Here is a 21,327-nt window from a genome sequence, read left to right on the forward strand (position 1 = left end):
GTCACCGTACGAACCTCCGTCGGCGGGCCGTACGGGAGCACCTCGGCAGATGGATGGAGAAACTCCCTGAGCATTCCGCAGCCATCATCGGCACTAAGCGCGGGAGACGCGCCAGCCCCCGCTACTGCGTGTCGATGGCGTCGAGGTAATCACGCAGCGCGGCCGTGACCTCCTCGGTGCCGCCCGTGGCCGGCAAAGGCCTTGGAGTGTCAGCACCGTTGGCCATGGCCAGGCTGCTGGCGAAGCGTACGAGGTTCGGGGCGGGGACGAAGGAGTCGCGGAGCCAGACGGCGAAGGCGGCGGCATCGTCGGCCGTGACGTCGGTGAGGGTGATGTAGGCGTAGTCGGGCCTGGGCATTGCGGCCGTTCCGTCCACCCATACGTCCGGTGCCAGCTCGACTTCGAAATCGAGCGCGGTCATGTCATGGATTCCGGACTTCCGGTATTCCACGGTGAGTTCGGGAAACGCCTGCCGCAACGCCCTCTCCAGGGAATCAAGGGTGGCCTGCCACGCTCCGCCGTCCATCTCGGGCGGGTAGAAGGCGAAGTTGGTCCGGATGTTCCGCTCAGCGGTCACTGTCTTTCCTCGGTCTCAGGGCACGTATCGCGTCGAGCCGGGCGTACCCGTCATAGCCATCATTGACTGCCAGTAGGCAGCGTTGTCCTGTCCGTTCGTGACGATCTCCAGGCCCTGGATCTCGCCGTTCGCAGGATTGGCCATGGCCTGTTTGTAGCGTACGAGTTCCTTCTCGTCACCGCCGTACATGGCGTCCACGACGGGGTCCCACGCGATCTCTCCTCTTCCGTTCACCTTGACGGGCTTCGCCAGCGTGCCCTCGACTCGGTCGAGAGAGCGGAAGCTCTTCTTCTTGCAGTCCGGATCCCGCACATGCTTGGCCTCAACGAGATATCCGTCTGCCGGGCGGATGCCGTCCGCCATCAGTCCACGCTTTTTCCCGGCCAGCGGCACCTCCCGCTCGGGATAGCCGGCGATACGGAGTTGGTACGCGTTGTCCGGATCGGTCGGGCCTCCACCGCCCGCCAGCCCGCCCCGGTTGAGGGAGTTCATCCAGGTGCGGAACTGCTGCTGTTCGGCCGTGGTGAGCAACCGGGTCGTACCAGGCACAGGCGGAATCGGGTCAGCGACCGGAACGCCCGGATCAACAGGATTGACCAAAGGCAGCAGAGCCGGTGCCTGTCCTCGGTAGGACGCGAGCGCCAAGGGCACGGGGACGGGTATGCGGATCAGCGGAGGGAGGAAGGGCATTCCGGGGCTCCGCGGATCGTCCGAGCCGTGCGGCAGCCTTATACGGGCCTCCGACGCTTCCAGAGCGTGAGCGACCTCTCCGAGCCGGTGGATCCAAGGGTCCCCGAGCACGGCATCGCGCAGACCGCCGTCATACCCGTTCCCGCCGAACATCGGCTGGTCCCAGGGCATGTCCATCTCGAAAAGTTCCGTTCGGTGCTGAACGATCTTTTCCTTGGCGGCTTCCACGTGGTCGGCGTACCGATCGCACGCTTTGGCCAGTTGAGCACAGGCTGCCACCAGGTTCACCACAAGGGGTTCGTCCTGCTGGGCCCGGTCCGAAGGGCACGTGTTCCCCACACAGTTCTTGAAGTACGTCCGGAAGGAATCCGCAGCCTCGCCAGAGTGCGCCTTGTCCGCTGTCGAGGCGTAGGTCTGGGCGTCTTCGAGGAAGCGCTGCACCAGCGTCCCGGCATGCCGCCACGAACCGGCCACGTCTCTCAGCTTCTCCGGCGAACCCCGGAAACGATCACTCCGGCCGCCGGGCGCGTACTGGTCGTACCACGCCGTCTCGCCCACCACTTCGGGCAGTTGCTGTCCGAGCCCCAGATAGTTCTCCGTACAGTCCTCACCCGGGTCGCCCATGCCGGCCGTCAGGTCGGCCTGTTTACCGATGATGGACGCGACGACGCGGCTCTCCTGCGCCATGAACTCACGGGCATTGCGCATCAGGCCTCTGCCCGACTCACCCAGTACGTAGGAACTGAATCCCATCTGGTCGAGTGTGGTCGCCGACGCGGACTTGTACACCTTCGCGAAGTCGCGTCCCGCGTCGTCATCACCAGCCATCCCGTTCTGCCGGTCCAACTCGTGGGACAGCGCAATCGCGGTGTCCCGGGCGCCCCTCATGACATCGGTCGCCAACCCCATGGCGCTACGGATCATGCCTTCGGCGATCACTTTCACATCAGGCGCCAGCCCACCGCTCATGAGCGTCCCCTCCCGTGATTCGTCTTTGCAAGCACGAACTCTCCCCCATCCACCTCGCCGTTCTATCCCACCGTCGGTTGTGTGTGCGAGGGGTTCAGGGCGTGGTTCGGAGCATTGGCCGAGATGGCTGGGGTTCGGCGCGAATGCTGGCCGAAGGTCGTCGATACACCGGGCCAAGTCGACTCCGGAGCACCCCCGTGCTTCTCGGCCAAAGCACCAGTCCAGGGTCGGTTTCCCTGAGGGAGGACCGACTCCGACCCTGGTCTCGAAGACTGCGTAGGGGTGTCAGTGCCATGTGCTAGGCATGACGTCATGCACTCCCCCGCCCCTCTACCCCACGTGGATCTCACGGATACGCAGTGGCGACTACTCGCACGGTTGGTGTCCGGGACTCTCCCCGATCCCAGCGACCGTCGGCTTTCCGCCCGAGCCGTTCTCCCCCACGGTCTCGATCCTGATCAGGTGCGTGCCGATCTTCCCGAGCTGATCTGGTTGAGGCTCATCGCGCGGCAAGACGGTTGTCTCCTGATCACCGATCTCGGAGCAGCGATCCAGTATCGGGCTCTTTTCGAGTCGTCCAGGGAACGGCTGGGCGAAGTCGCGCAACTGGCCGAGCTGCACCGGGCGCTGGCGCCCCGATTTGCTCAGGCAGTACGTCGGCTGGCCGACGGAACCAGCTCCTTCGCAGAGGCGCAGGCCAGCCTTGGTGATCCAGTGTGAGGTTGGCCTGCTCAGGTCACGTCCTGTTCGGTGAACAGCGCATCAGTTCCCAGTCGCCGTGCCCTGCGACTGGCAACGGACACCGGCAGAACTCCGGCCGCCGTCAAGTCCCTCTGCGTCAAGACGGGAGCAGCCAGGATTTCTTCGGTGAGTTCACTCTGCTCGAGGGCGGAGTCGGTAAGACGGCGTAGGACGGAGAGCAGCTCGATCAACTCGGTCGTCCACTCATACGGCCAGTTGTCAGCATGGATGTCGTCCAGCGGGCTTGTGCGCTTACTGGTGGGACTGGCCTTGCGATAGCCGAACCACTTCGTGACGATCCGCATGCCGCCGACCTCGTAGGCCCACACGGCTTCGGGCACAGGAGCGAACGACCCGGCACCCACGTTGAGCGTTTGTGCCGTAGCGTCATAGCTCAGCCGATCCGGGACTCTGCTACCGATGGGAGTGAGATAGCGGACCTGCCGGCTGTCCCCCGGTACGAACTCGACCTTCCCGCCGGGTCTCCCGCCGCCTGGGTCGGCGCAGCGCTCTCCGTAGGTCGAAGCCCACAGAATCTCCTTGCCCAGGGCGACAGCGCGGTGCCATAGCACCCGGTTCAGGGTCAGGGGTATTCGAACGCCGGGCGTGAGCAGTTCCTCGGCGAATCGCTCGGTGAACGCGCTCTGTCCGGCAACGGCCAGGATGTAGGCGGCAAGCTGAGGGGCGGTGACCTCCTCTCCCAAGGAACGAGCCAAGTGGTTCAGCAGACCTGGCGACACGTTGGGGGAGCCATCGGGATGCAGGACGGGCATGATCCGTCCGCCGCGGCCGTTGAAGTGGTGCGTGTCAGGGACGAGGTGGGTTGCGACAACGGCAGGTCCGGATCGAATCTCGTGTGACGACTGCTGGTTGAGAAAGAACTGCCCGTCCCGAAGCGAGTCCCAGAGATCGGGGCGCGGGTAGTCGAGTACACGATTGTCCGCGATCAGCCATTGTCTGTCGAAGCTCCGCAACGCCATTCGTATGAGTTCGGGGCGTAAGGATGTCTCCCGGGCGATCGGACCATGATGAGCGGAATGACCAGGTAACGGCGCTCGATCTGATGTCAGGCTGAGATCACGAGTCTCTTTGAACAGTCTGGCCTTTTCCTCTGGATCGTTCTCGCGTATCAGCGTTGTCCAGCGCCTACGCAAGATCTCGGCGGACGGATCGCTCACCCAGGAGCGGTTCGACTTGGTCCCTGGAGTACCCCAGGGGAAGAGGTCGTCCAGCGCTGGGAAGTCCTCCCAACCCGACTGGGTTTGCGGAGTGAAGGGCCGTACGCCTTGGGTATGCGCATCGCGCCAGCCTCCATCGTCCAAACGGATCAGGCGGAGTTGCTGGAACTTGTCGGCACGCCGGCCCTCAAGTGCCCGGTAGTGAACTTTCGCTCGGTGGTCGTCGCCCCTGTCGACGCCGGCCTTGCGCACGAAGATGGAGATGGCCAGTGGCTGGGCGACCACGGGAAAGAGGCGCGTGGCGACGTCCGGCCGCTGTCCTTCCGGCGAGAGGTTGATGATCCAGCCCTCGTCGCACGTTTGCCGAAGGTACTCGCGCATGCCTCGGCCGCCAGGTCCGGTCGCCCAACCGGAAGGCGTGATGAAACAAACGACGCCGTGGCGATCCTGCTCATGCGCGTCGAAGACTTTCCACGTGGCCCAGCGCCAGAAGTAGACGTACATGTTCTTGAGTACGTGTTCGTAGCGTCCGTTGCCCGGGTGACGAAAGGCGTCGAGCAGAGGCACGTCCCCTTTGGCGCTCCGTTTCTCGACCCAGCCGCCACGGTCCTCTGCCTTGTCGTCGTAGGGAGGATTGGCGATGACGACGGTTACCGGGGTGTTCGCCTTCACACTGTTGGCACGCCTGCGGGAATCGGACAGAGCGCCGTACGTGGACGCCAGGTACTCGTCCTCTGCGAACGGGTTGTCCAGCGTGTCGGTGACAAAGAGATTGAGTCCCCCATCGGGCAAAGGTGATTCGTACCGCTTGAGGAGCTCCGAGGCACGTAATTCCGCGACGGCGAACGGGCCCATCTGCAGTTCGAAGCCGTACAGGCGAGAGGCAAGCCTCGATATGGCGTCGCACGCCATCGCGGGCCCGTGACGCTCTGCGGCCTGCGCCGCGACACGCTCAATGATGGTGTGAAGGTAGGTGCCCGTGCCCATGGCCGGGTCCACTATCCGTACGGCCTCCTCGCCGAAGCCGCGGGCCTGCCCCAACCGGGTCCGCAGAACATCCTCAGTGAGACGGACCATCTCCTCGACGACCTCGTGCGGCGTGTAGTAGGAGCCGCTCTTCTGCCGCAGAGCCGGGTCGTACACGGTGAGGAAGTGCTCGTACAGATGCAGGTATGCGTCCTTGTTTCCGGCGCGTATGGCCGGCCAGTCCACCTTCGTGATGGTGCGCTGGAGCAACTCAAGAGCGACGGTGAACCGATCGTTCACATTGTCGGTGAGGAGTTGCAGTGCCTTGCCCATGAGCGCGTGATCGGCATCGAGAAGGCGACCGATGTCGTGGAGGCTCGCCCCCTCTACCAAGACGTTTTCAGAGCGGGCCAACAGTAGGGCGAAGGTGACTGCCTGGGCGTAACCGTCCGCGAACGTGTTGTCGTCAGCGGACGGGAACAGCATCCGGCGCCAATCGTTCTTCAGGCCGGTGAACGGCCGGGCGCGGACGTTGTCATCCCGACTGGATGACTTGGCCTCGGCGTCGAGTTGTTCGAGAACGGCTGTACGCAGCAAACGGCACAGCGGCGCGACATGCTGTACGAGCCGGGCGACTTGTGAGATGCGCGGAGGCTTCCAGAGCAGGAAGGTCTTCAGCAAGGCGTCGAAAGCAGCCGGATCAGCCGGAATGAGCTTGTCGCCGGCAGTTTTCAAGGATCCGACGAAGAGTACCGTGTCACCGAGTTGCCGACCGTCGCGGAAGAGCCGCCACTCTGTTCCGTTGGAGTACAGCAGGTTCGGAAGGTTCCGCAGCTTTTCCCACTGCTCGCGGTTGCTTCCTCTGAAGGTGTCGGGATCAACCGACAGCCCAGGCTTCTTGAGTTCGATGTAGCCGGTCAGCTCTCCGCCGGCACGGATGGCGTAGTCGGGGCGTACCCCGAGGTCAGCAAGACGGTACTCATCGTGCCAGGTGACCTCTGGCTGCCGATGGTGGTCGCCTACGGCTTGGAGAAGGGCCTCAAGTGGTGCGCGAATGGCGGCTTCAGGGCTTCCGCCCCCCGACAGTTTGAGCTTGGACACACGTCCGAACTCCGCGACGGCAGCAAGCAACCAGCCATCTAACCCCCCTGACATCTTCCCCCCAAGGATCGAGCCAGGGCGCTGATCTTAACTACCTGAAGTCAGCTGCGGAAGACGGACAGCGAACATCACGCATACCGGGTGGCGTTCGCCGAAATGATCAACTTCGCTCCCACAGACCACGCATCTGCTCGCGCGCCTCGGCGGGGGCGGCGACTCGTTCGAAGCTGCCTGGGGCAACCCGCTGGATGATGTCGATCCCGTAGTGATGCAGCAGCTCGCGTTCCTTTGCCTTGAGTGGGAGGGGGAAGAGCGCTGAAAGGCGGTCGATCCGCTCCGGCACGTACCGCGCGTAGTCGAGGAGTTGAGCCAATGCCTCGCGCACGTAGCCGCGATCGGTCCGGGACTTCGCCTCGATGAGTTCACGTCCCTCGGGACCAGTCAAAAAGATGTCGCAGATGCCTGCCGCACTGGACCGGCGTGTCGCCGTGGTGTCGGTGAGGGTACGACAGAATTCGATGACCAGCGCCGATTCGTCCCGGTTGAAGAGCAACTGTTGAGCGGCACGCTCGATCGTCGTGGAGCGAGTGTGCTGTCGCTCCAGGGGTAGCTCACGGACAGGGTCAGACGGTGCCGTGGCCCCGGCCATTTCCAGTGCGGTCCTGGTGGTGATGAGCAGACCGTCGATTCCTGCTTGGGCTTGCTCCCCGGACAGCACTAACTGCCCTGGGTACTTGAAGTTGGCCTTGTAGCCGAGGAGAGCACTCAACGTGGTGTACGGAATGTCCGCCGATACGAACTGGCGCAAGCTGTAGACCGTATGCCAGCTCTCGCCACCCGGCTTCGGCGGCCACATCGCGTCGGCGAAGGAGCCGTTCCGGAAAATCGCCCCGATCTCACCGATGGCACGCACGTGATTCTTCCCGGTGAAGAACACCACGTCCCCTGTGGCGACTTCCGCCATCTTGCCGTCATGGCTGGCCCTGGCACCCCAGAAGCGGGCCTCGCCTTCCGGGTGGAGCTGCGTCAGTCGATCCAGCTGGCCGGCCGTCAGCCTCTCGGCGTACTTGGACTCGGTGAACAGCACCGGCTGGTCCAGCGTGTCCTTCCAGTGCTGCCGCGACTCGGGCTTGCCGAACGCAGGAGAGACCAACAGACGCGTCCTGAAGGGTGAGTCGGCGGGCGCCTGCCCTGATTGGGTCGGCAGCATGTACTCACGCGTGACGTCAGCAATTCCCACACTCCGATCATATGACTATCAATCACTGCGGCTGCACCCCAGGCGATACCGCTGCTCGACCATCTGCAGGCCGCGGGACGGGTCCAACGCCTCCCCGACGACAGGCAAACTGACTGCCCGTCAGCTACGTTTCGGGTTGCCCGCTCAGAAGATGTCCGGGCACCAGGGGCGGCGGGGAGTGCGGAAGAGGTGTTCCGCTGTTGTCGCCGCGCCTGGGGTGTCTTCCGTCAGCGCGCCCAGCGCGCTCAGTCGCAGTGCCGACTCCTCACCCAGGTAGAGCGACCCCAACTCCCTCACGTCCAGGGTGAGATCGGCCGACCCTGTCGTCGGTGTGCAGCTCGCGCCCTGCGGGGTGGCGTCCAGGCGGAAGCGGCCCGCTGCCAGGCCCGTCTTGTCCTGGACCTCCAGGGTGAGGGTGGCCGACGTGGCGTACGTACGGGCCTCCAGGGCGCGCGGGACGTCGAGGAGCCGCACCCAGAGGAAGTCCGCCTGTGTGACGACCTTCGCGGCGCGCGGGTCGGGGAGGAAGTACGGGAGCAGGTCGTCGGTGGCGCGGCGGCCGGTGCGGACCGTGTTGACCCAGTCGATGGCGCAGATGAACCGCCACAGCGCGCGGTCCGCTGCCGGGGTCAGGCCGACCAGGCGCCGGACGCTCACGGTGTTCAGGGGCTGCTTCGCATCGCCCCACTCGGCGTCGGCGGTGTACGCCGCCAGCCCCTCCACCTCGCCCGCCGCCGAGCGGTACACCGCGTAGAACGGCTCGGTCCAGGGGCGCCCGAACGGGTCCTGGCCCGTGTGCACCTTCCACCACAGGTCGTCGAGGCTGATGGCGCCCGGCTGCGCCGCGCGGAAGCGGTCGTGGAACTCCGGCCCGAGCTTGCGTACGTCGGCGGCGTCGACCAGATCGATCCTGCCGCCGTCGTCGGGGCCCGACCAGCGCGGGTCGAGCCCCGCGCGCGGCACGTCGATGCTCCACTCGGTGATCGAGGCGGCCGGGCCGAAGCCGTAGCGGCCGTAGATCGGGTACTCGGCGGCGATCAGCGTCGAGATGGCGTCACCGCGCTCCTTCGCCTGCGCCTGGTCGTCGGCCATCATGCGGCTGAGCAGCCCGCGCCTGCGGTGGGTGGGCGAGACCGTCACGTTCGAGATCGCGTCGGCCGCCAGCGCGGCGCCGCCCACCACCGTCAGCTCCTGGTCGAACGAGCGGAACGTCGCGACGCACCGCCCGTCGTCGAACGCGCCGCGCGTCCGCGCCAGGTCGCCGTACGCGAGCCTGGCCGCCGCCGCCTCCTCGGACGCCACCGGCGGCCGCAGGAATCCGGTGTCCAGCGCACGCAGCCAGTCGGGGATCTCGGATTCGGTGACCGTACGGACCTCAAGGCTCATGCCCGCCACGCTAGGCGAAGCCCGTCCGAGCGCGCATTCGGTTTTCCGCCGGTGGCAGGCTGTGTGAGACGCGCCGGTCGGAGGCCCCGCGCGCCGGTGGGAGGCCGGGTCAGACGCGCCGGTCGGAGGCCCCGCGCGCCGGTGGGAGGCCGGGTCAGACGCGCCGGTCGGAGGCCGTGTGAGGCGGCACGGTCAGAACGCCGCCCGCACCTCGCCCACCTCCGCGCCGCCGCCCAGCACCGGCGCCCGGCCGATCCGCTCCAGCACCTCGTCGTCCTCGCCCAGCATCCGCAGCGCCCGCGCCAGCACCGGGCCCACCGCCCGCCCGCCGCCGTCGTCGATCTTGAAGGCCACCGTCCGGCCGTCGGCCAGCGCGACCGCCTGGACCGCCTCAGCGCCGTTCTTGGACAGCGCGCCCGGCAGCCCCCGCATCAGCCACGTGTCCGAGCGGCGCGTACCCGCCACGTACTCGGGGTGCGCGCGCATGGCGGCGGCCACCCGGCCCTCGGCCGTACCGGCGTCGGTCTGCACGAAGTGCCGGAAGGCGCGGGCGAGTCCGGTGAGGCTGAGCGCCATCAGCGGGGCGCCGCAGCCGTCGGTACCGACAGCCGCGACCTCCTCGCCCGACGTCTCCTCCACGACCGTACGGACCAGCCGCTGGAGCGGGTGGTCCGGGTCGAGGTACGTGGCCGTCGGCCAGCCGTTCAGCAGGCAGGCGGCGAGCATCGCCGTGTGCTTGCCCGAGCAGTTCATGGCGATCCTGGCCCGCTCGTGCCCCGCGGCGAGATACGCCTCGGCCGCCTCCCGGTCCAGCGGCAGGTCGGGCGGCGTCTGCAGATCGTCCTCCGTCAGCCCGTGCTCGGCGAGCATCGTACGGACGAGAGCGAGGTGGAACTCCTCGCCCGAATGGCTCGCCGAGGCCAGCGCGAGCCGCTCCCCCGACAGATCGAGCCCCGCCCGCAGCACCGCGGCCGCCTGCATCGGCTTGTTGCTGGACCGCGGGAAGACCGGTACGCCGGGGTCGCCGAGCGCGAACTCCACACCCCCGTCGGCGGCGAGCAGCACCAGCGAGCCTCGGTGGTGGCCCTCCACGAAGCCGGACCGTACGACCTCGGCCAGGACCGGCAGGACGGGAGCGGTGTGCGCGGTGTGTGCGCTGTGCGCGGTGCGGGCGGTACGGGCGGTGCGGGCTTGGTGGGTCGTCATGGTCGGTCGGCCTTCCGGGAGTGCTGGGGCCTGGGGACCCCCGCCCGACCCCGGTCCGGGCCGATCAGGCCCGATCCGGGCTCATCCGGGTCGATCCGCCCGATCCGGGCTGATCCAACCGGGAGACCCTAGGTGAGCAGGTCGTCCACCTGCGCTTCTCCCACACGGTACCTGCGGGTGATCTCCGCGCTGCAATCGTCGACCGTCCGTTGCAGCAGGTGCCTGCGGCGGGAGATCTGCCGCTCGTGCCGCACCAGCCGGCCCATCGCGGCGTGCAGCTCCTCGCTCGTCCGCGCGTCCAGATCCGACAGCTCCACCTCGGCGAGCGTCTCGGCCGCCAACTGCCGGCACTCCGCGCTGCGCGGCGTGGACAGGGTGAGATGCCGGGCGGACGAGCGGTGGCGCGAGGGCGCGTCGGTGAGGATCTCGGAGAGCCGGTCCACCACGGGGGTCTCCAGCAGCGCCGGGTTGCCGGCGGTCGGCAGGGACTCCGGGGCGTTACGGCGCGACAGCTCGGCGCGCAGAATGTCGATGCGCCCCTGCAACAGCCGCCGCAGATAGCTGAGATCGGCCTCGTCGCGCTGCGAGTCCCTGCGCAGCATGCGCAGTTCGGGCAGGCCCAGCTCGGTGAAGTCGTACGGGAGCGGGTCGGTCGGCGCCGGCAGCGCGGCGAGAGCGGTCAGCCCGGCGGACTTGCCGGTCGGCGCGACGGGCTCACCGGCCGATGCGACGGGCCTGCCGGCCGGCGCCGCGCCGTCCTGGCCGGTGTCGCCGCCCGTCCGCTGCCGCTGCGCCGGCGGTCGCGACCCGCCCGCCTCGCCCGGGAGGGCGGGGCTGCTGCCGGTCCCCATCGTCGTACGGGTCGTCGGTACGGGACCGGGCGACTGCCCGGCTCCAGATGTGCTCATCGCGCGTGCTTCCCCTCACTCCGCTGGGGAGACCCCCATCCCTCGACCGGTGCGCGAGCGCACCGCCTCCCTGCATCGTGCCACTCATGCGGCTGCCCGTGCGGGCACTCTGCACCCGTTCGGCCCCGGATAGGTTGGTCCGTATGCGAGCTGTGGTGCAGAGAGTCGACGGCGCGAGCGTCGCCGTCGTGACCGGATCCGGGACGGAAACCGTCGGCGAGATCATCGGCGAAGGACTGTGTGTGCTGGTGGGAGTCACCCACGAGGACACCGAGGAGAAGGCGGCGCAGCTTGCCCGCAAGCTCTGGTCGATACGGATGCTGGAGGGCGAGAAGTCCTGTTCGGAGGTGAACGCCCCGCTCCTGGTGATTTCGCAGTTCACTCTCTACGGGGACGCCCGCAAGGGCCGCCGCCCCACCTGGAACGCCGCGGCGCCGGGAGCCGTCGCCGAGCCGCTGGTGGACGAGGTGGTGGCGCAGCTCAGGGCGCTGGGCGCGCACGTCGAAACGGGCCGGTTCGGGGCGGACATGCGCGTCTCGCTCACGAATCACGGCCCGTTCACGGTGCAACTGGAGATGTGACGATCGGGATGTAACGCCCGGCGGTCGCCGTCGTCGCGGTCCGCTCAGACCTCGACGACCGACTCCTGCGCCGCCGCCGTGTCCCCCGCCATCAGCTCGGCGTCCAGCGGCACGTTGCGCTTCACCAGCGCCAGCGCGATCGGTCCCAGCTCGTGGTGGCGGGCGGACGTCGTGATGAAGCCGAGCTGGCGGCCGTCCTCGCCATCGGCGGCGAGCCGTACGGGCGTGCCGTGGCCCGGGAGGTGGACGTCGCTGCCGTCCAGGTGCAGGAAGACCAGCCGGCGCGGCGGCTTCCCCAGGTTCTGCACCCGCGCCACGGTCTCCTGGCCCCGGTAGCAGCCCTTGTCCAGATGGACGGCGGTGCCGAGCCAGCCCAGCTCGTGCGGGATGGTCCGGTGGTCCGTCTCGAAGCCGACGCGCGGCCGGTGGCCCTCGACGCGCAGCGCCTCGTAGGCGAGCGTCCCGGCGAGCGGGCCGTGCGCCGCCGCGTACGTTTCGAGGTCGGCGCGCGGCAGGAAGAGATCGCGGCCGTACGGGGTCTCCCGTACGACGACGCCGTCCGGCGCCTCCGCGATGGACCCGGCGGGCAGATGGACGACGGCGAAGTCCGCGGTGCGGTCGGCGACCTCGACGCGGTAGTAGAACTTCATCGACTCCAGGTAGGCGATCAGCGCCTCCTGCGTCCCGGGCTCGACATGGATCCACACCGTCTCGCCGTCGTCCACGAGGTACAGCGCGTGCTCGATGTGGCCGTTGGCGGAGAGGATCAGCGCCTCGGTCGCCTGTCCTGCGGGCAGCTCGCTGACGTGCTGTGTGAGCAGCAGATGCAGCCAGCTCAGCCGGTCGGCGCCGGTGACGGTCACGACTCCGTGGTGCGAGAGGTCGACGAGACCCTTGCCGTCGGCAAGGGCGCGCTGTTCACGGAACAGATCGCCGTAGTGGGCGGCGACACCTTCGTCCTGTCCTTCGGCGGCGACAGCTCCGGGCAGCGACAGCAGAGGGCTCTTCATGCTTATCAGCGTACGACTCCACGTGCGGCTTACGACTCGGCGCGGGCGGCTTCCGACTCGGCGCGGGCGGCCTACGACTCGGCGCGGCGGCCTACGACTCGCCGCGTGCCGGCCCTACGACTCCGCGCGTGCGCCTACGACTCGCCGCGTGCCGTGCGGGCGGCGCGAGCGGTGCAGTCGCGGCAGCGGCCGAAGATCGCGAAGTGCTTCATGTCGGTCGTGAAGCCGAAGTCCCCGCGCAGCTTCTCCGCGAACTCGGCGGCGACCTCGGTGTCCGCCTCGATCACGTTCCCGCAGTCGCGGCAGACGAGGTGGATGTGGTGGTGCCGGTCGGCGAGGTGGTACGTCGGCGCTCCGTGGCCCAGATGGGCGTGGGAGACCAGCTCCAGCTCCTCCAGCAGCTCCAGCGTCCGGTACACGGTGGAGATGTTCACGCCCGACGCCGTCTTGCGCACCTCGCAGAGGATGTCGTCGGGCGTCGCGTGTTCCAGTGAGTCGACGGCTTCGAGGACGAGCTGGCGCTGGGGCGTCAGTCGGTAGCCGCGCTGTCGCAGGTCGCTCTTCCAGTCGATGCTCACCACGCCCCCAGTGTAGGGGGGGCTGGACAAGGGAGTTGCTGGAAGAACGCCAAGGGGTGCTACTTGAAGAAGGCGATGCCGTCGTCGGGGAGGTCGCCGAGGTCCTTGGCCCAGGCGGCGACCTGCTCGGGGGTGACGACCTTCTTCAGATGCGCCGACATGTACGGCCGCAGCGGGACCTCGGGGGTGGACTTCTCGCCCACCCACATCAGGTCGCTGTTCACATAGCCGTAGAGCCGCTTGCCGCCGCTGTACGGGCCGGCGCTCGCCGTGCGGGCCACCGCGTCGGTGACCAGGTCGATCTGCGGCTTCTGGTCGGCCAGCTCGCCGTACCAGATCTCCACCACGCCCTGGTCGCGGACCATCACGACCTCGACCTTGCGGTCCTCGTCGATCCGCCAGAAGCCGGACTCCGACTCGATGGGGCTGACCTTGCTGCCTTCGGCGTCGAGCGCCCACGTGTGCGAGACGTACTCGATGAAGTCCCGGCCGTCGTGGCTGAAGGTGACTTCCTGGCCGAAGTTGGCCTTCTCGTCACCGGGGAAGTCGAAGACGCCGACGCCTTCCCAGCGGCCGAGGAGGAAGGCGAGGGGGACAAGGCCCGGGTTCAGGTCGGACGGGATCTCGATCATGGCGGCTCAGTCTCTTGGTTGGGATTTGCCGGTGCCGTACCGGTGCGGCCGGTGCTGAAGGCTGGCTAGCGCTGGCCCTGGTACAGCTTCTTCACGACCAGCACGGTGAAGGCGAGCACGGCGACGCAGACCAGGATCAGCAGAGAGGTGTAAGTGTCCTCAAGCACGGAGTGCTCCTCGGATGAGCGGGATGAGCGGAACGGCCGGTCCCCAGCCTAATGGGTGGGGACCGGGCCTTCTTCCGGAGGTGGGCCGGTCAGCCGAGGAGCTGGCTCTGCAGCAGCAGCGTCTGGTGGAACGGCACGGCGGGAGCGGTGCCCTTCTTCTCCTCGATCACCAGCGCGAGGGTGTCACCCGCCAGTACGTACGCCTGCCGGACATGGGTGGCCCCGTACGGCTTGAGCTCGGTGAACGTGCTGATCGAGGTGTCCGAGACCTGGAGATCGCCGGGCCAGCCGCCGTCGAGCGTGGTCTGAGGCGCGGAGGTGAGCGGAGTGCCGGCGTCGAGGCCGGCGTGGGACTGGATCTGCGCGTCCTTGTAGTCGTTGGCCGCGCTGACCGACAGGAACGCCAGCAGGTAGATCCGCGTGCTGGTGCCGTCCGGCATCGTCCAGCCACGCGCCGCGATGTGCCGTACGGGGAGGTTGCGCAGGCCCGACGCCATGACCTCGCGGCTGTCCGCCTCGTACTCCGCGAGGTACTGGGCGTTACTGATCCAGCCGCCGGTCAGCTTCTTGTCCTGGACGGCGCCCGCAGGCGCGGGCAGGAGCAGCTTCCGCAGGTCGGCGTAATGGATCTCGCCGTCGTTGCCCACGGTGAAGGGGCGCGGGGAGCCCGCGGGCAGCGCGGGCAGGGACAGCTTCGGGTAGTCCCAGCGGCCGTCGCTCTGCGTGGCGAGGCCGGGGACGTCGTCGCGGTCCATGCCGGTGATGCCGTAGGCGACCCCGCCGCCGACCCCGGCGAAGACCACCGCCGCGAGTGTCCACCGGGCGACCGCGCGCAGCACGCGCCGGGGCGGCCGGACGCCGACGACCGGCGGCTCGGTGGGCGGGGGCGGGAACTCCCCGGTCGGTACGGGCGCGGGCTCGGCGGCCGCCATGGTCGCGTCGGCCGACAGCGGGGTGATCTGCTCGGTCATACGGCCTTCCCCGGGGTGTCGATACGGTCGAGCTGGTCACCGAGCAGGTCGGCGACCTCGGACGCCGCGAGCGGCTCCGTACCGAAGGCGTTCACCCTGATGAAGAGTTCGCCCTTGTACGCCGTGCACACCATGAAGCCGAGATCGAACTCCAAGCCCCGGGGCGCCAGGAAGCACTTGGCGTTCTTCTGGCCCTTGACGGCAGGACCCTTGCGTCCGCCGATGCTCGAAGCGTTCCGGTACATGTCCGCCACAGCCGAGCGGTCCTTCATCTGCGTCACGAACGTCTCGACGACCAGGTCGCCGGTCGCAGCCACGTAGGAGCGTGCGGCCATGCCCTTGATGCCGACCTTCTCGATCTCCTTGTTCATCTGGGTGCGCACCCTGCTCGGAAGGCCCTCACCGCTGCCCTTCAGGAGCGCTCTGGCCTGCCGGGCCGAGAGCGAGGTGTCGTTCCCGAACTCGTCGAGGTCAGGACCGAGGCGGTAGCCCTCGGGCGCGGGCAGCAGTTGCCCGCTCAGCTCGGTGTCGGTGCGGCCCTTGTACGCGTTCGCCGCCGGATCCCGGTTCGGCTTGGCGCGTGCCGCCTGCCACAGCTTGGTGGGGACGGTCCTGTCGGCACCGTCGACGGTGGACTTGACGTACACCGCACCGCCGCCGACGGCACCGAGCACGAGTACGACAGGCAGGGCGATCCCGAGGATCCGGCGCATACGGCGGCGGGGCGCGGGGACCTGCGGAACGTCGTCCGGTGTGACCGGCGCGGCCTCCGGCGTGGGCGTGCTGACTTCTTCCTCGTTCACAGGCGCTCCATCTGCCGCTCGGCCAGCGTCCTGATGGCGCTCTCGCGGATCGTGCCCCTGTCGAAGATGTCGATCTCCATCATGATGTCGCCGCGCCAGGCCACGGCTCTGGCCCTGTTGCGCGACAGGTGACGGGGGTTGTCGTACACCCAGTAGCGGCCGTCGTCGGTGCCCTCGATCAGCGAGCCGTTGTTGCCGGCCGCGGTCGCCTCGGGCATGTACGACTGCTGGTCCAGCGCATAACCGGCGGCGTCCTGGAACGCGCTGGGTTTGAACTGGACGAGGGTGACGACCACCTCACGGTTCTCGCCTTCGTTCCAGGAGGCGTTCACGGCCCGCCGGAAACTGGGGGCCAGAGACGTGATCAGGGATTCCGGGTCGGAGGAGTGGCCGGCGTAGGTGTCGAGCGCCATCCAGCCGTCCTCCCTCGCCTCGACCTTGGTCGCGCCCCTGGGCTTGCTGATCAACAGCTTCCGCAGGTCGCCCGAGGTCTTGAGCCTGGCGTCGTGCGCCACGGTCAGCGGCTCGGGCTCCCTGCCCTCGGGAAGGGACTTCGCCGGGTACGCCAGACCCGGCTGGTTCAGCGGCGGCAGCGCCTTCGGCGCGCGGTCCGCCTGTACGGCGTAGCCGGTCGCCGTGCCGGCGACGACGCCGAGCACAGCCGCGGCGACGACGATCAGCGTCGTACGGCCGCGTCTTCGTTTCGTTTTCAAGGGGGTCCCCCACGAGACCTGGCTGCAGGTACCAATTACCTGCGCACAGAGCTGACTTGTGAGAGGTGAACGCGGTTGTACCAGGGCGGATTACAGTTCGGTATATGCAATCCGCGAAGAAGCTCGTGATCAAAGTGACGGCAGGGGCCGACGCCCCCGAACGCTGCTCCCAGGCCTTCACGGTGGCGGCCGTCGCCGTCGCCAGCGGTGTCGAGGTGTCCTTCTGGCTGACGGGCGAATCCGCGTGGTTCGCGCTGCCCGGCCGCGCCGCCGAGTTCGAACTCCCGCATTCGGCGCCGCTGCCCGACCTCATCGAGTCGATCCAGGCCGGCGGCCGGATCACGCTCTGCACCCAGTGCGCCGCGCGGCGGGACATCGCGGAGAAGGATGTCATCGAGGGCGTACGGATCGCCGGGGCGCAGGTCTTCGTCAGCGAGATCATGGCCGACGGCGTACAGGCCCTCGTCTACTGAGGGCCGCTGATGACGGCTGAGGACGGCGGGAGCCTACTGAGGGCGGCGGGGGCCCTTCTTGCCGTCCATCTGGTCCCACCAGTCGTCCGACTTGGTGTCGTCCGGCGGCTCGTCCCACCAGCGGTCGTCCTTGCCCCGCCGGTTTCCGACGATCGCGGCGACGGGCGGGATCACCATCGCGACGACGGCCATGGCGACGGCTGCCGGAACCGACCACAGCCGCACGAAGGACCAGGCGGAGACGAAGAGGATCAGGCATCCGCCCATGAGCAGGAAATAAGCGCGACGCCGTCGCGTGTACATATTTCCAGCGTACGACGGCACGAAGGGCCGCACCCCTTCCAGTGAGCGTCCAACTCCCTGGGGCGCGGCCCTCCGGCCGTTCGAGCAGCGACTGTCAGACGGCGATGGCGACCTCGGAGAGACCGCCCGTCTGCGCCACGACCGTACGGTCGGCCGTGCCCCCGGGGACCAGTGCGCGCACGGTCCAGGTACCTTCCGCGGCGTAGAAGCGGAACTGGCCGGTCGCCGAGGTGGGCACCTCGGCGGTGAACTCGCCGGTCGAGTCCAGCAGGCGTACGTAACCGGTGACGGGCTCGCCGTCGCGGGTCACGGAACCCTGGATCGTGGTCTCACCGGGCTTGATCGTCGAGGCGTCCGGGCCGCCGGCCTGTGCTCCACACATACTGTTCAGTCCTCCGGGGTCAGGCGTGCTTGCTGGTCGGGGCGTGCGTTCTGGTCGGGCGTGCGTTCTGGTCGTGCGTGCTTACTTGGCGGCGCCGAGCTCGATCGGCACGCCGACGAGGGATCCGTACTCGGTCCACGAGCCGTCGTAGTTCTTGACGTTCTGCACACCGAGCAGCTCGTGCAGCACGAACCAGGTCAGCGCGGAGCGCTCACCGATACGGCAGTACGCGATGGTGTCCTTCGCCAGGTCGACCTGCTCTTCGGCGTACAGCTCCTTCAGCTCGTCGTCCGACTTGAAGGTGCCGTCGTCGTTGGCGTTCTTCGACCACGGGATGTTGCGGGCGGACGGGATGTGGCCCGGCCGCTGCGACTGCTCCTGCGGGAGGTGCGCGGGGGCGAGCAGCTTGCCGCTGAACTCGTCGGGCGAGCGCACGTCGACCAGGTTCTGGCTGCCGATCGCGGCGACGGCGTCGTCGCGGTAGGCGCGGATCGAGGTGTCCTGCGCCTTGGCCTTGTACGTGGTGGCGGCGCGCTCGGGCACGGCGTCGACCAGGTCGCGGGAGTCCAGCTCCCACTTCTTGCGGCCACCGTCGAGGAGCTTGACGGAGTCGTGGCCGTACAGCTTGAAGTACCAGTACGCGTACGAGGCGAACCAGTTGTTGTTGCCGCCGTACAGCACGACCGTGTCGTCGTTGCCGATGCCCCTGGCCGACAGGAGCTTCTCGAAGCCCTCCTGGTCGACGAAGTCGCGGCGGACCGGGTCCTGGAGGTCGGACTTCCAGTCGATCTTGACGGCGTTCTTGATGTGGTTCTTGTCATACGCCGAGGTGTCCTCGTCGACCTCGACGATGACGACCTTCGGGTCGTCGATGTGGGCCTCGACCCAGTCGGCGTCTACCAGGACGTCACTACGGCTCATGCTGTTCTCCTCCGGGGCAGGTGCGGCGAGATGGTGCGGGGTTCGTGGACAGTCTCCGGGCGCCACAGGCGCGAAGGGCGGAGACCCGCTGAACGGCGCGGGGATGGCCCTGACGCGCCTGACACGGTCGAGGGCCGGGAATGCGGGAATGCGAATGTCCCGCTCAGACAGTGCGACAGAGCATGGCGGAAACGCGGCACAGGTCTACTGCCCGCCGCTTGGTGAGATCCGCGCGGCCTCCTTGCGGAAGGCCACAGATGAAGCACTGCATGGTGTCGATCGTAAGGACGTGGCGGCGGCAATGTCACCGGTGTGTCACATGATGAGACGCGATCGTCCGCTTCATGAGACTTTTGGCTCACGCATGCGATTTCCCGGGCCTGTCGGCGCTCCCCCGGTCGTCTTTCTTCTGCGGGCTTCTACGGGCCGGACACCGTTGTCTCACCATCCGGCCGGGAGTGCGTAGCGCTCCGAGCCGGGCCGGGTCGGGCCTAGCTGGTCAGCGAGACGTCCGAGCCCGTTCCCGAGAAGCGCAGGCCGTCCGGCGACGCCGTCACCTTGCTGAGCGCGACCGACGACGGCATTCCATCGATCTTCAGGTCGTAGTCGATGAGCTTCTGGAGCTGTTCGTCCAGGCCCGGCACCGGCAGGTCGGGGAGGCTCTTGGCCCGCAGCCGCACGGTCTTGCCGTCCGAGACGGACACCTGGCTGTACGCGGTGAAGACCCGGTCGCCGAGCAGGGCGGCGACCGCGTCCGGCATCGGGATGCCCGCGCCCTTGAGGATGTCGGTCAGCTTGCCCGCCACCTTGACCTGCCCGTCGGCCGCGCGCTCGGGACCCGCGTAGCTGACGGTCGCGCCCTTCGGCGCCGAGCCGCTGAGGTCGGCGTACGAGATGCTCGCGGCGCCGTGGGCCTGCGAAGCGGTCGCCGAGGAGAAGCTGCTGCTGATCCGGACGTCCTTCAGGACCGCCCGCACCTCGGTGACCCGGACCGAGTGGCCCTCGGTCGTGGCCGTGACCCCGTCGAGGGTGATGTCGACCTCGTCGAGCTGGGAGTTGGCCACCTGCGTCAGGAAGGGGAAGCCCTTGATGGAGACCTGGGGATCGCTGTCGAGGCCCTGGCTCGACTTGATCTTGTCGGCGACCTTGCCCTCGGCGAAATTGACTGCCAGCCGGTCGGCGGCGACGAACAGCCCCGCCAGGATCACGACAAGAATCAGCAGTATTCGAAGCCCACGCATCGCTCGGTGTCCCCCACCATCGGTCGTACAGGTCCCCCTGACGACGGTGAGCCTAACGTGGCGACGATCAGGTCAGCGCCCGCCCCAGCAAGTAGACGGCGGGCGCCGCAGCGGCCAGCGGGAGGGCCACACCAGCGGTCATATGGACGAAGCGGGACGGGTAGTCGTAACTCGCCGCACGCAGTCCGATCAGCGCGCATACCCCGGCGCCGAGGCCGAGCAGCGCGCCGCCCGACCCCAGGTCGGTGAAGCCGCCGACCGCGATCCCGGCACCGGCCGAGACCAGCAGCGCCACCACGACGGACGCGACGGCGGGCAGCGGCAGCGCACGGGCGACGGTGGCGGCGGCCACCGCGATCCCGCCGACGACCACCGCGTCCGAGGGGGCCGCGAGATGGCCGGTGGCGATGATGGCGAGCGCGGCGGAGGCGACGGTGGCCATCAGGCTCTGCATGCGCTCGTCACCCGCCGCGTGACTGCGCAGTTGGAGGACGACGGTGAGCAGGACCCACACGCCGAGCGTGCCGATGATGGCGGCGGGCGCGTTCTCCTTGCCCGCGACGAGCAGCGCCACGTCGGAGACGAGCCCGCCGAGGAAGGCGAGCGCGATGCCCTGCCGGGCCGGCCACATGCCGTTCAGCCGGAACCAGCCGGCCGCGGTCACCGCCTGGAGGATCACCAGCGGCACGACGAGCGCGTACGGCCCGACGGCGGCGCCGCCGGCCAGCAGCAGGCCGAGCGCGGCGGTCAGCCCCGCGGGCTGCATCCCGGGCGGAATGATCGGCGACCGGCCCTCGGCGCGGGCGCGCTGGGCGTCGGTGACGCGGGTGTTGCCCATCGTGGTGGGCGCGCTGTAACCGGCGGCGGGATCGGGGGCAGCCGCAGCTCCGGGCGCGGGGGCGGCGGCGTACCGGGGGGTGGTCTGCGGCGGGGCCGCGTGCGGCGGGACGGCTTGTGACGGCGTCGGGGGCTGGTACGGCTCGTACGAGGCGGCGGCCGGCGCGACCGGGGACGGCGAAGGGACCTCGGGCGGCAGCGGGTAGGCACCCTGCGGCGGGAGGTACGCGGTGTCGGCCGCCGCGGCGTGCCGGGGCTGCGGGCGGGGCTGCGGCTGAGCGGGCGCGTGCGGCTGCGGCTGGATCTGGGGCTGGATCTGCGGCTGGTACTGGGTGTCCCAGGTCTGGCCCTGCCACGTCTGGGTCCCGGGATCGTGGTACGCCGGGTCCTGGAACGCGGAGTCCTGTGCCGGGTTCTGGAACGCAGGGTCCTGTGCCGGGTTCTGGAACGCCGGGTTCTGCGCCGGGTTCTGGTACGACCGGCCCGGGTAGGAGGGGTCCGGGTAGGAGGGGTCCGGATACGAGGGGGCCTGGGGCGCCGGGTCGTACGGCGCCTGCCGCTGCGTGTACCGGCCGTACTCGTCGTACGGCTGCTGCTGGCCGTTGGCCTGGTGCTGGCCGTCGGCCTGGTGCTGGCCGTTGGCTTGGTGCTGGCCGTTGGCCTGCTGGTGCCGGTTCGGCTGCTGCTGACCGCCGTACCGGCCGCCCCGGCTGCCCTGCTCGCCGTACGGATACTGCTGATCGCTGCTCATCT

General features: G+C 68.5%; 21 protein-coding genes. 3 read left to right on the forward strand and 18 right to left on the reverse strand.

What is annotated here, in order from left to right:
• Window positions 1-121: 121 nt before the first annotated feature.
• Both ACZ63I_RS26700 and ACZ63I_RS26705 read right to left on the reverse strand, forming a co-directional pair.
• Entirely contained in the window at window positions 122-577 is a 456-nt protein-coding gene (locus ACZ63I_RS26700; RefSeq protein WP_469341570.1) for a hypothetical protein, read from the reverse strand.
• A gap of 15 nt (window positions 578-592) precedes the next feature.
• The gene (locus tag ACZ63I_RS26705; RefSeq protein WP_469341571.1) at window positions 593-2,236 is read right to left on the reverse strand and encodes a restriction endonuclease fold toxin-2 domain-containing protein; all 1,644 of its coding nucleotides are present in this window, start codon (window positions 2,234-2,236) and stop codon (window positions 593-595) included.
• A gap of 462 nt (window positions 2,237-2,698) precedes the next feature.
• Between ACZ63I_RS26705 and ACZ63I_RS26710 the strand changes: the two genes are divergently transcribed.
• On the forward strand, window positions 2,699-2,956 hold the full coding sequence (locus tag ACZ63I_RS26710) for a hypothetical protein (protein ID WP_469341573.1): 258 nt from the start codon (window positions 2,699-2,701) through the stop codon (window positions 2,954-2,956).
• 11 nt (window positions 2,957-2,967) lie between these two features.
• On the opposite strand, the gene ACZ63I_RS26715 is transcribed toward ACZ63I_RS26710, so the two are convergent.
• The 5 genes from ACZ63I_RS26715 to ACZ63I_RS26735 form a co-directional block, all read right to left on the reverse strand.
• Window positions 2,968-6,222, reverse strand: a complete 3,255-nt coding sequence (locus ACZ63I_RS26715) for a type ISP restriction/modification enzyme (protein WP_469341574.1) — start codon at window positions 6,220-6,222, stop codon at window positions 2,968-2,970.
• Window positions 6,223-6,382: 160 nt separating this feature from the next.
• Window positions 6,383-7,462, reverse strand: a complete 1,080-nt coding sequence (locus ACZ63I_RS26720) for a hypothetical protein (RefSeq protein ID WP_469341575.1) — start codon at window positions 7,460-7,462, stop codon at window positions 6,383-6,385.
• Between the two features lie 144 nt (window positions 7,463-7,606).
• The gene (locus ACZ63I_RS26725) at window positions 7,607-8,848 is read right to left on the reverse strand and encodes a GNAT family N-acetyltransferase (protein WP_469341577.1); all 1,242 of its coding nucleotides are present in this window, start codon (window positions 8,846-8,848) and stop codon (window positions 7,607-7,609) included.
• Between the two features lie 192 nt (window positions 8,849-9,040).
• Window positions 9,041-10,054 carry an asparaginase gene (locus tag ACZ63I_RS26730; RefSeq protein ID WP_469341578.1) on the reverse strand — a complete coding sequence of 338 codons (1,014 nt, stop codon included), beginning with the start codon at window positions 10,052-10,054 and terminating at the stop codon, window positions 9,041-9,043.
• 128 nt (window positions 10,055-10,182) lie between these two features.
• On the reverse strand, window positions 10,183-10,962 hold the full coding sequence (locus ACZ63I_RS26735) for an RsiG family protein (protein WP_469341579.1): 780 nt from the start codon (window positions 10,960-10,962) through the stop codon (window positions 10,183-10,185).
• A gap of 143 nt (window positions 10,963-11,105) precedes the next feature.
• Here ACZ63I_RS26735 and dtd point away from each other — a divergent pair, with 143 nt between their 5' ends.
• Window positions 11,106-11,543, forward strand: coding sequence for a D-aminoacyl-tRNA deacylase (dtd, locus tag ACZ63I_RS26740; protein ID WP_469341581.1), 438 nt, complete (start codon window positions 11,106-11,108; stop codon window positions 11,541-11,543).
• Between the two features lie 44 nt (window positions 11,544-11,587).
• Here dtd and ygfZ read toward each other — a convergent pair whose 3' ends face one another.
• From ygfZ to ACZ63I_RS26770, 6 genes are all read right to left on the reverse strand, one after another.
• Window positions 11,588-12,553, reverse strand: a complete 966-nt coding sequence (gene ygfZ, locus ACZ63I_RS26745; protein ID WP_469341583.1) for a CAF17-like 4Fe-4S cluster assembly/insertion protein YgfZ — start codon at window positions 12,551-12,553, stop codon at window positions 11,588-11,590.
• Window positions 12,554-12,687: 134 nt separating this feature from the next.
• Complete coding sequence (locus tag ACZ63I_RS26750; protein ID WP_469341584.1) at window positions 12,688-13,134, reverse strand: Fur family transcriptional regulator; 447 nt, start codon at window positions 13,132-13,134, stop codon at window positions 12,688-12,690.
• 56 nt (window positions 13,135-13,190) lie between these two features.
• On the reverse strand, window positions 13,191-13,763 hold the full coding sequence (locus ACZ63I_RS26755; RefSeq protein WP_469341586.1) for a heme-binding beta-barrel domain-containing protein: 573 nt from the start codon (window positions 13,761-13,763) through the stop codon (window positions 13,191-13,193).
• Between the two features lie 256 nt (window positions 13,764-14,019).
• On the reverse strand, window positions 14,020-14,901 hold the full coding sequence (locus ACZ63I_RS26760; protein ID WP_469341588.1) for a hypothetical protein: 882 nt from the start codon (window positions 14,899-14,901) through the stop codon (window positions 14,020-14,022).
• Window positions 14,898-15,704, reverse strand: a complete 807-nt coding sequence (locus ACZ63I_RS26765) for a hypothetical protein (RefSeq protein ID WP_469341589.1) — start codon at window positions 15,702-15,704, stop codon at window positions 14,898-14,900. Before ACZ63I_RS26765 ends, ACZ63I_RS26760 begins: the two co-directional genes overlap by 4 nt.
• On the reverse strand, window positions 15,701-16,417 hold the full coding sequence (locus ACZ63I_RS26770) for a hypothetical protein (RefSeq protein ID WP_469341590.1): 717 nt from the start codon (window positions 16,415-16,417) through the stop codon (window positions 15,701-15,703). The genes ACZ63I_RS26765 and ACZ63I_RS26770 overlap by 4 nt, the downstream gene beginning before the upstream one ends.
• Window positions 16,418-16,521: 104 nt before the next feature.
• Between ACZ63I_RS26770 and ACZ63I_RS26775 the strand changes: the two genes are divergently transcribed.
• Window positions 16,522-16,890 carry a DsrE family protein gene (locus tag ACZ63I_RS26775; RefSeq protein ID WP_469341591.1) on the forward strand — a complete coding sequence of 123 codons (369 nt, stop codon included), beginning with the start codon at window positions 16,522-16,524 and terminating at the stop codon, window positions 16,888-16,890.
• A gap of 33 nt (window positions 16,891-16,923) precedes the next feature.
• Here ACZ63I_RS26775 and ACZ63I_RS26780 read toward each other — a convergent pair whose 3' ends face one another.
• The 5 genes from ACZ63I_RS26780 to ACZ63I_RS26800 all read right to left on the reverse strand — a co-directional run bounded on the left by ACZ63I_RS26780 (window position 16,924) and on the right by ACZ63I_RS26800 (window position 21,325).
• Window positions 16,924-17,193, reverse strand: coding sequence for a DUF3099 domain-containing protein (locus ACZ63I_RS26780; protein ID WP_469341593.1), 270 nt, complete (start codon window positions 17,191-17,193; stop codon window positions 16,924-16,926).
• Window positions 17,194-17,287: 94 nt separating this feature from the next.
• Complete coding sequence (locus ACZ63I_RS26785) at window positions 17,288-17,575, reverse strand: DUF1416 domain-containing protein (protein ID WP_028439550.1); 288 nt, start codon at window positions 17,573-17,575, stop codon at window positions 17,288-17,290.
• An 81-nt stretch (window positions 17,576-17,656) separates the two neighbouring features.
• A complete protein-coding gene (locus tag ACZ63I_RS26790; protein ID WP_469341594.1) occupies window positions 17,657-18,496 on the reverse strand; it encodes a sulfurtransferase in 840 nt (279 codons plus the stop codon).
• Between the two features lie 491 nt (window positions 18,497-18,987).
• Window positions 18,988-19,737, reverse strand: coding sequence for an LmeA family phospholipid-binding protein (locus tag ACZ63I_RS26795; protein ID WP_469341596.1), 750 nt, complete (start codon window positions 19,735-19,737; stop codon window positions 18,988-18,990).
• Between the two features lie 67 nt (window positions 19,738-19,804).
• Window positions 19,805-21,325, reverse strand: a complete 1,521-nt coding sequence (locus ACZ63I_RS26800; RefSeq protein WP_469341598.1) for a hypothetical protein — start codon at window positions 21,323-21,325, stop codon at window positions 19,805-19,807.
• Between the last annotated feature and the right edge of the window lie 2 nt (window positions 21,326-21,327).

This window comes from Streptomyces sp. NPDC087906 (assembly GCF_055584925.1).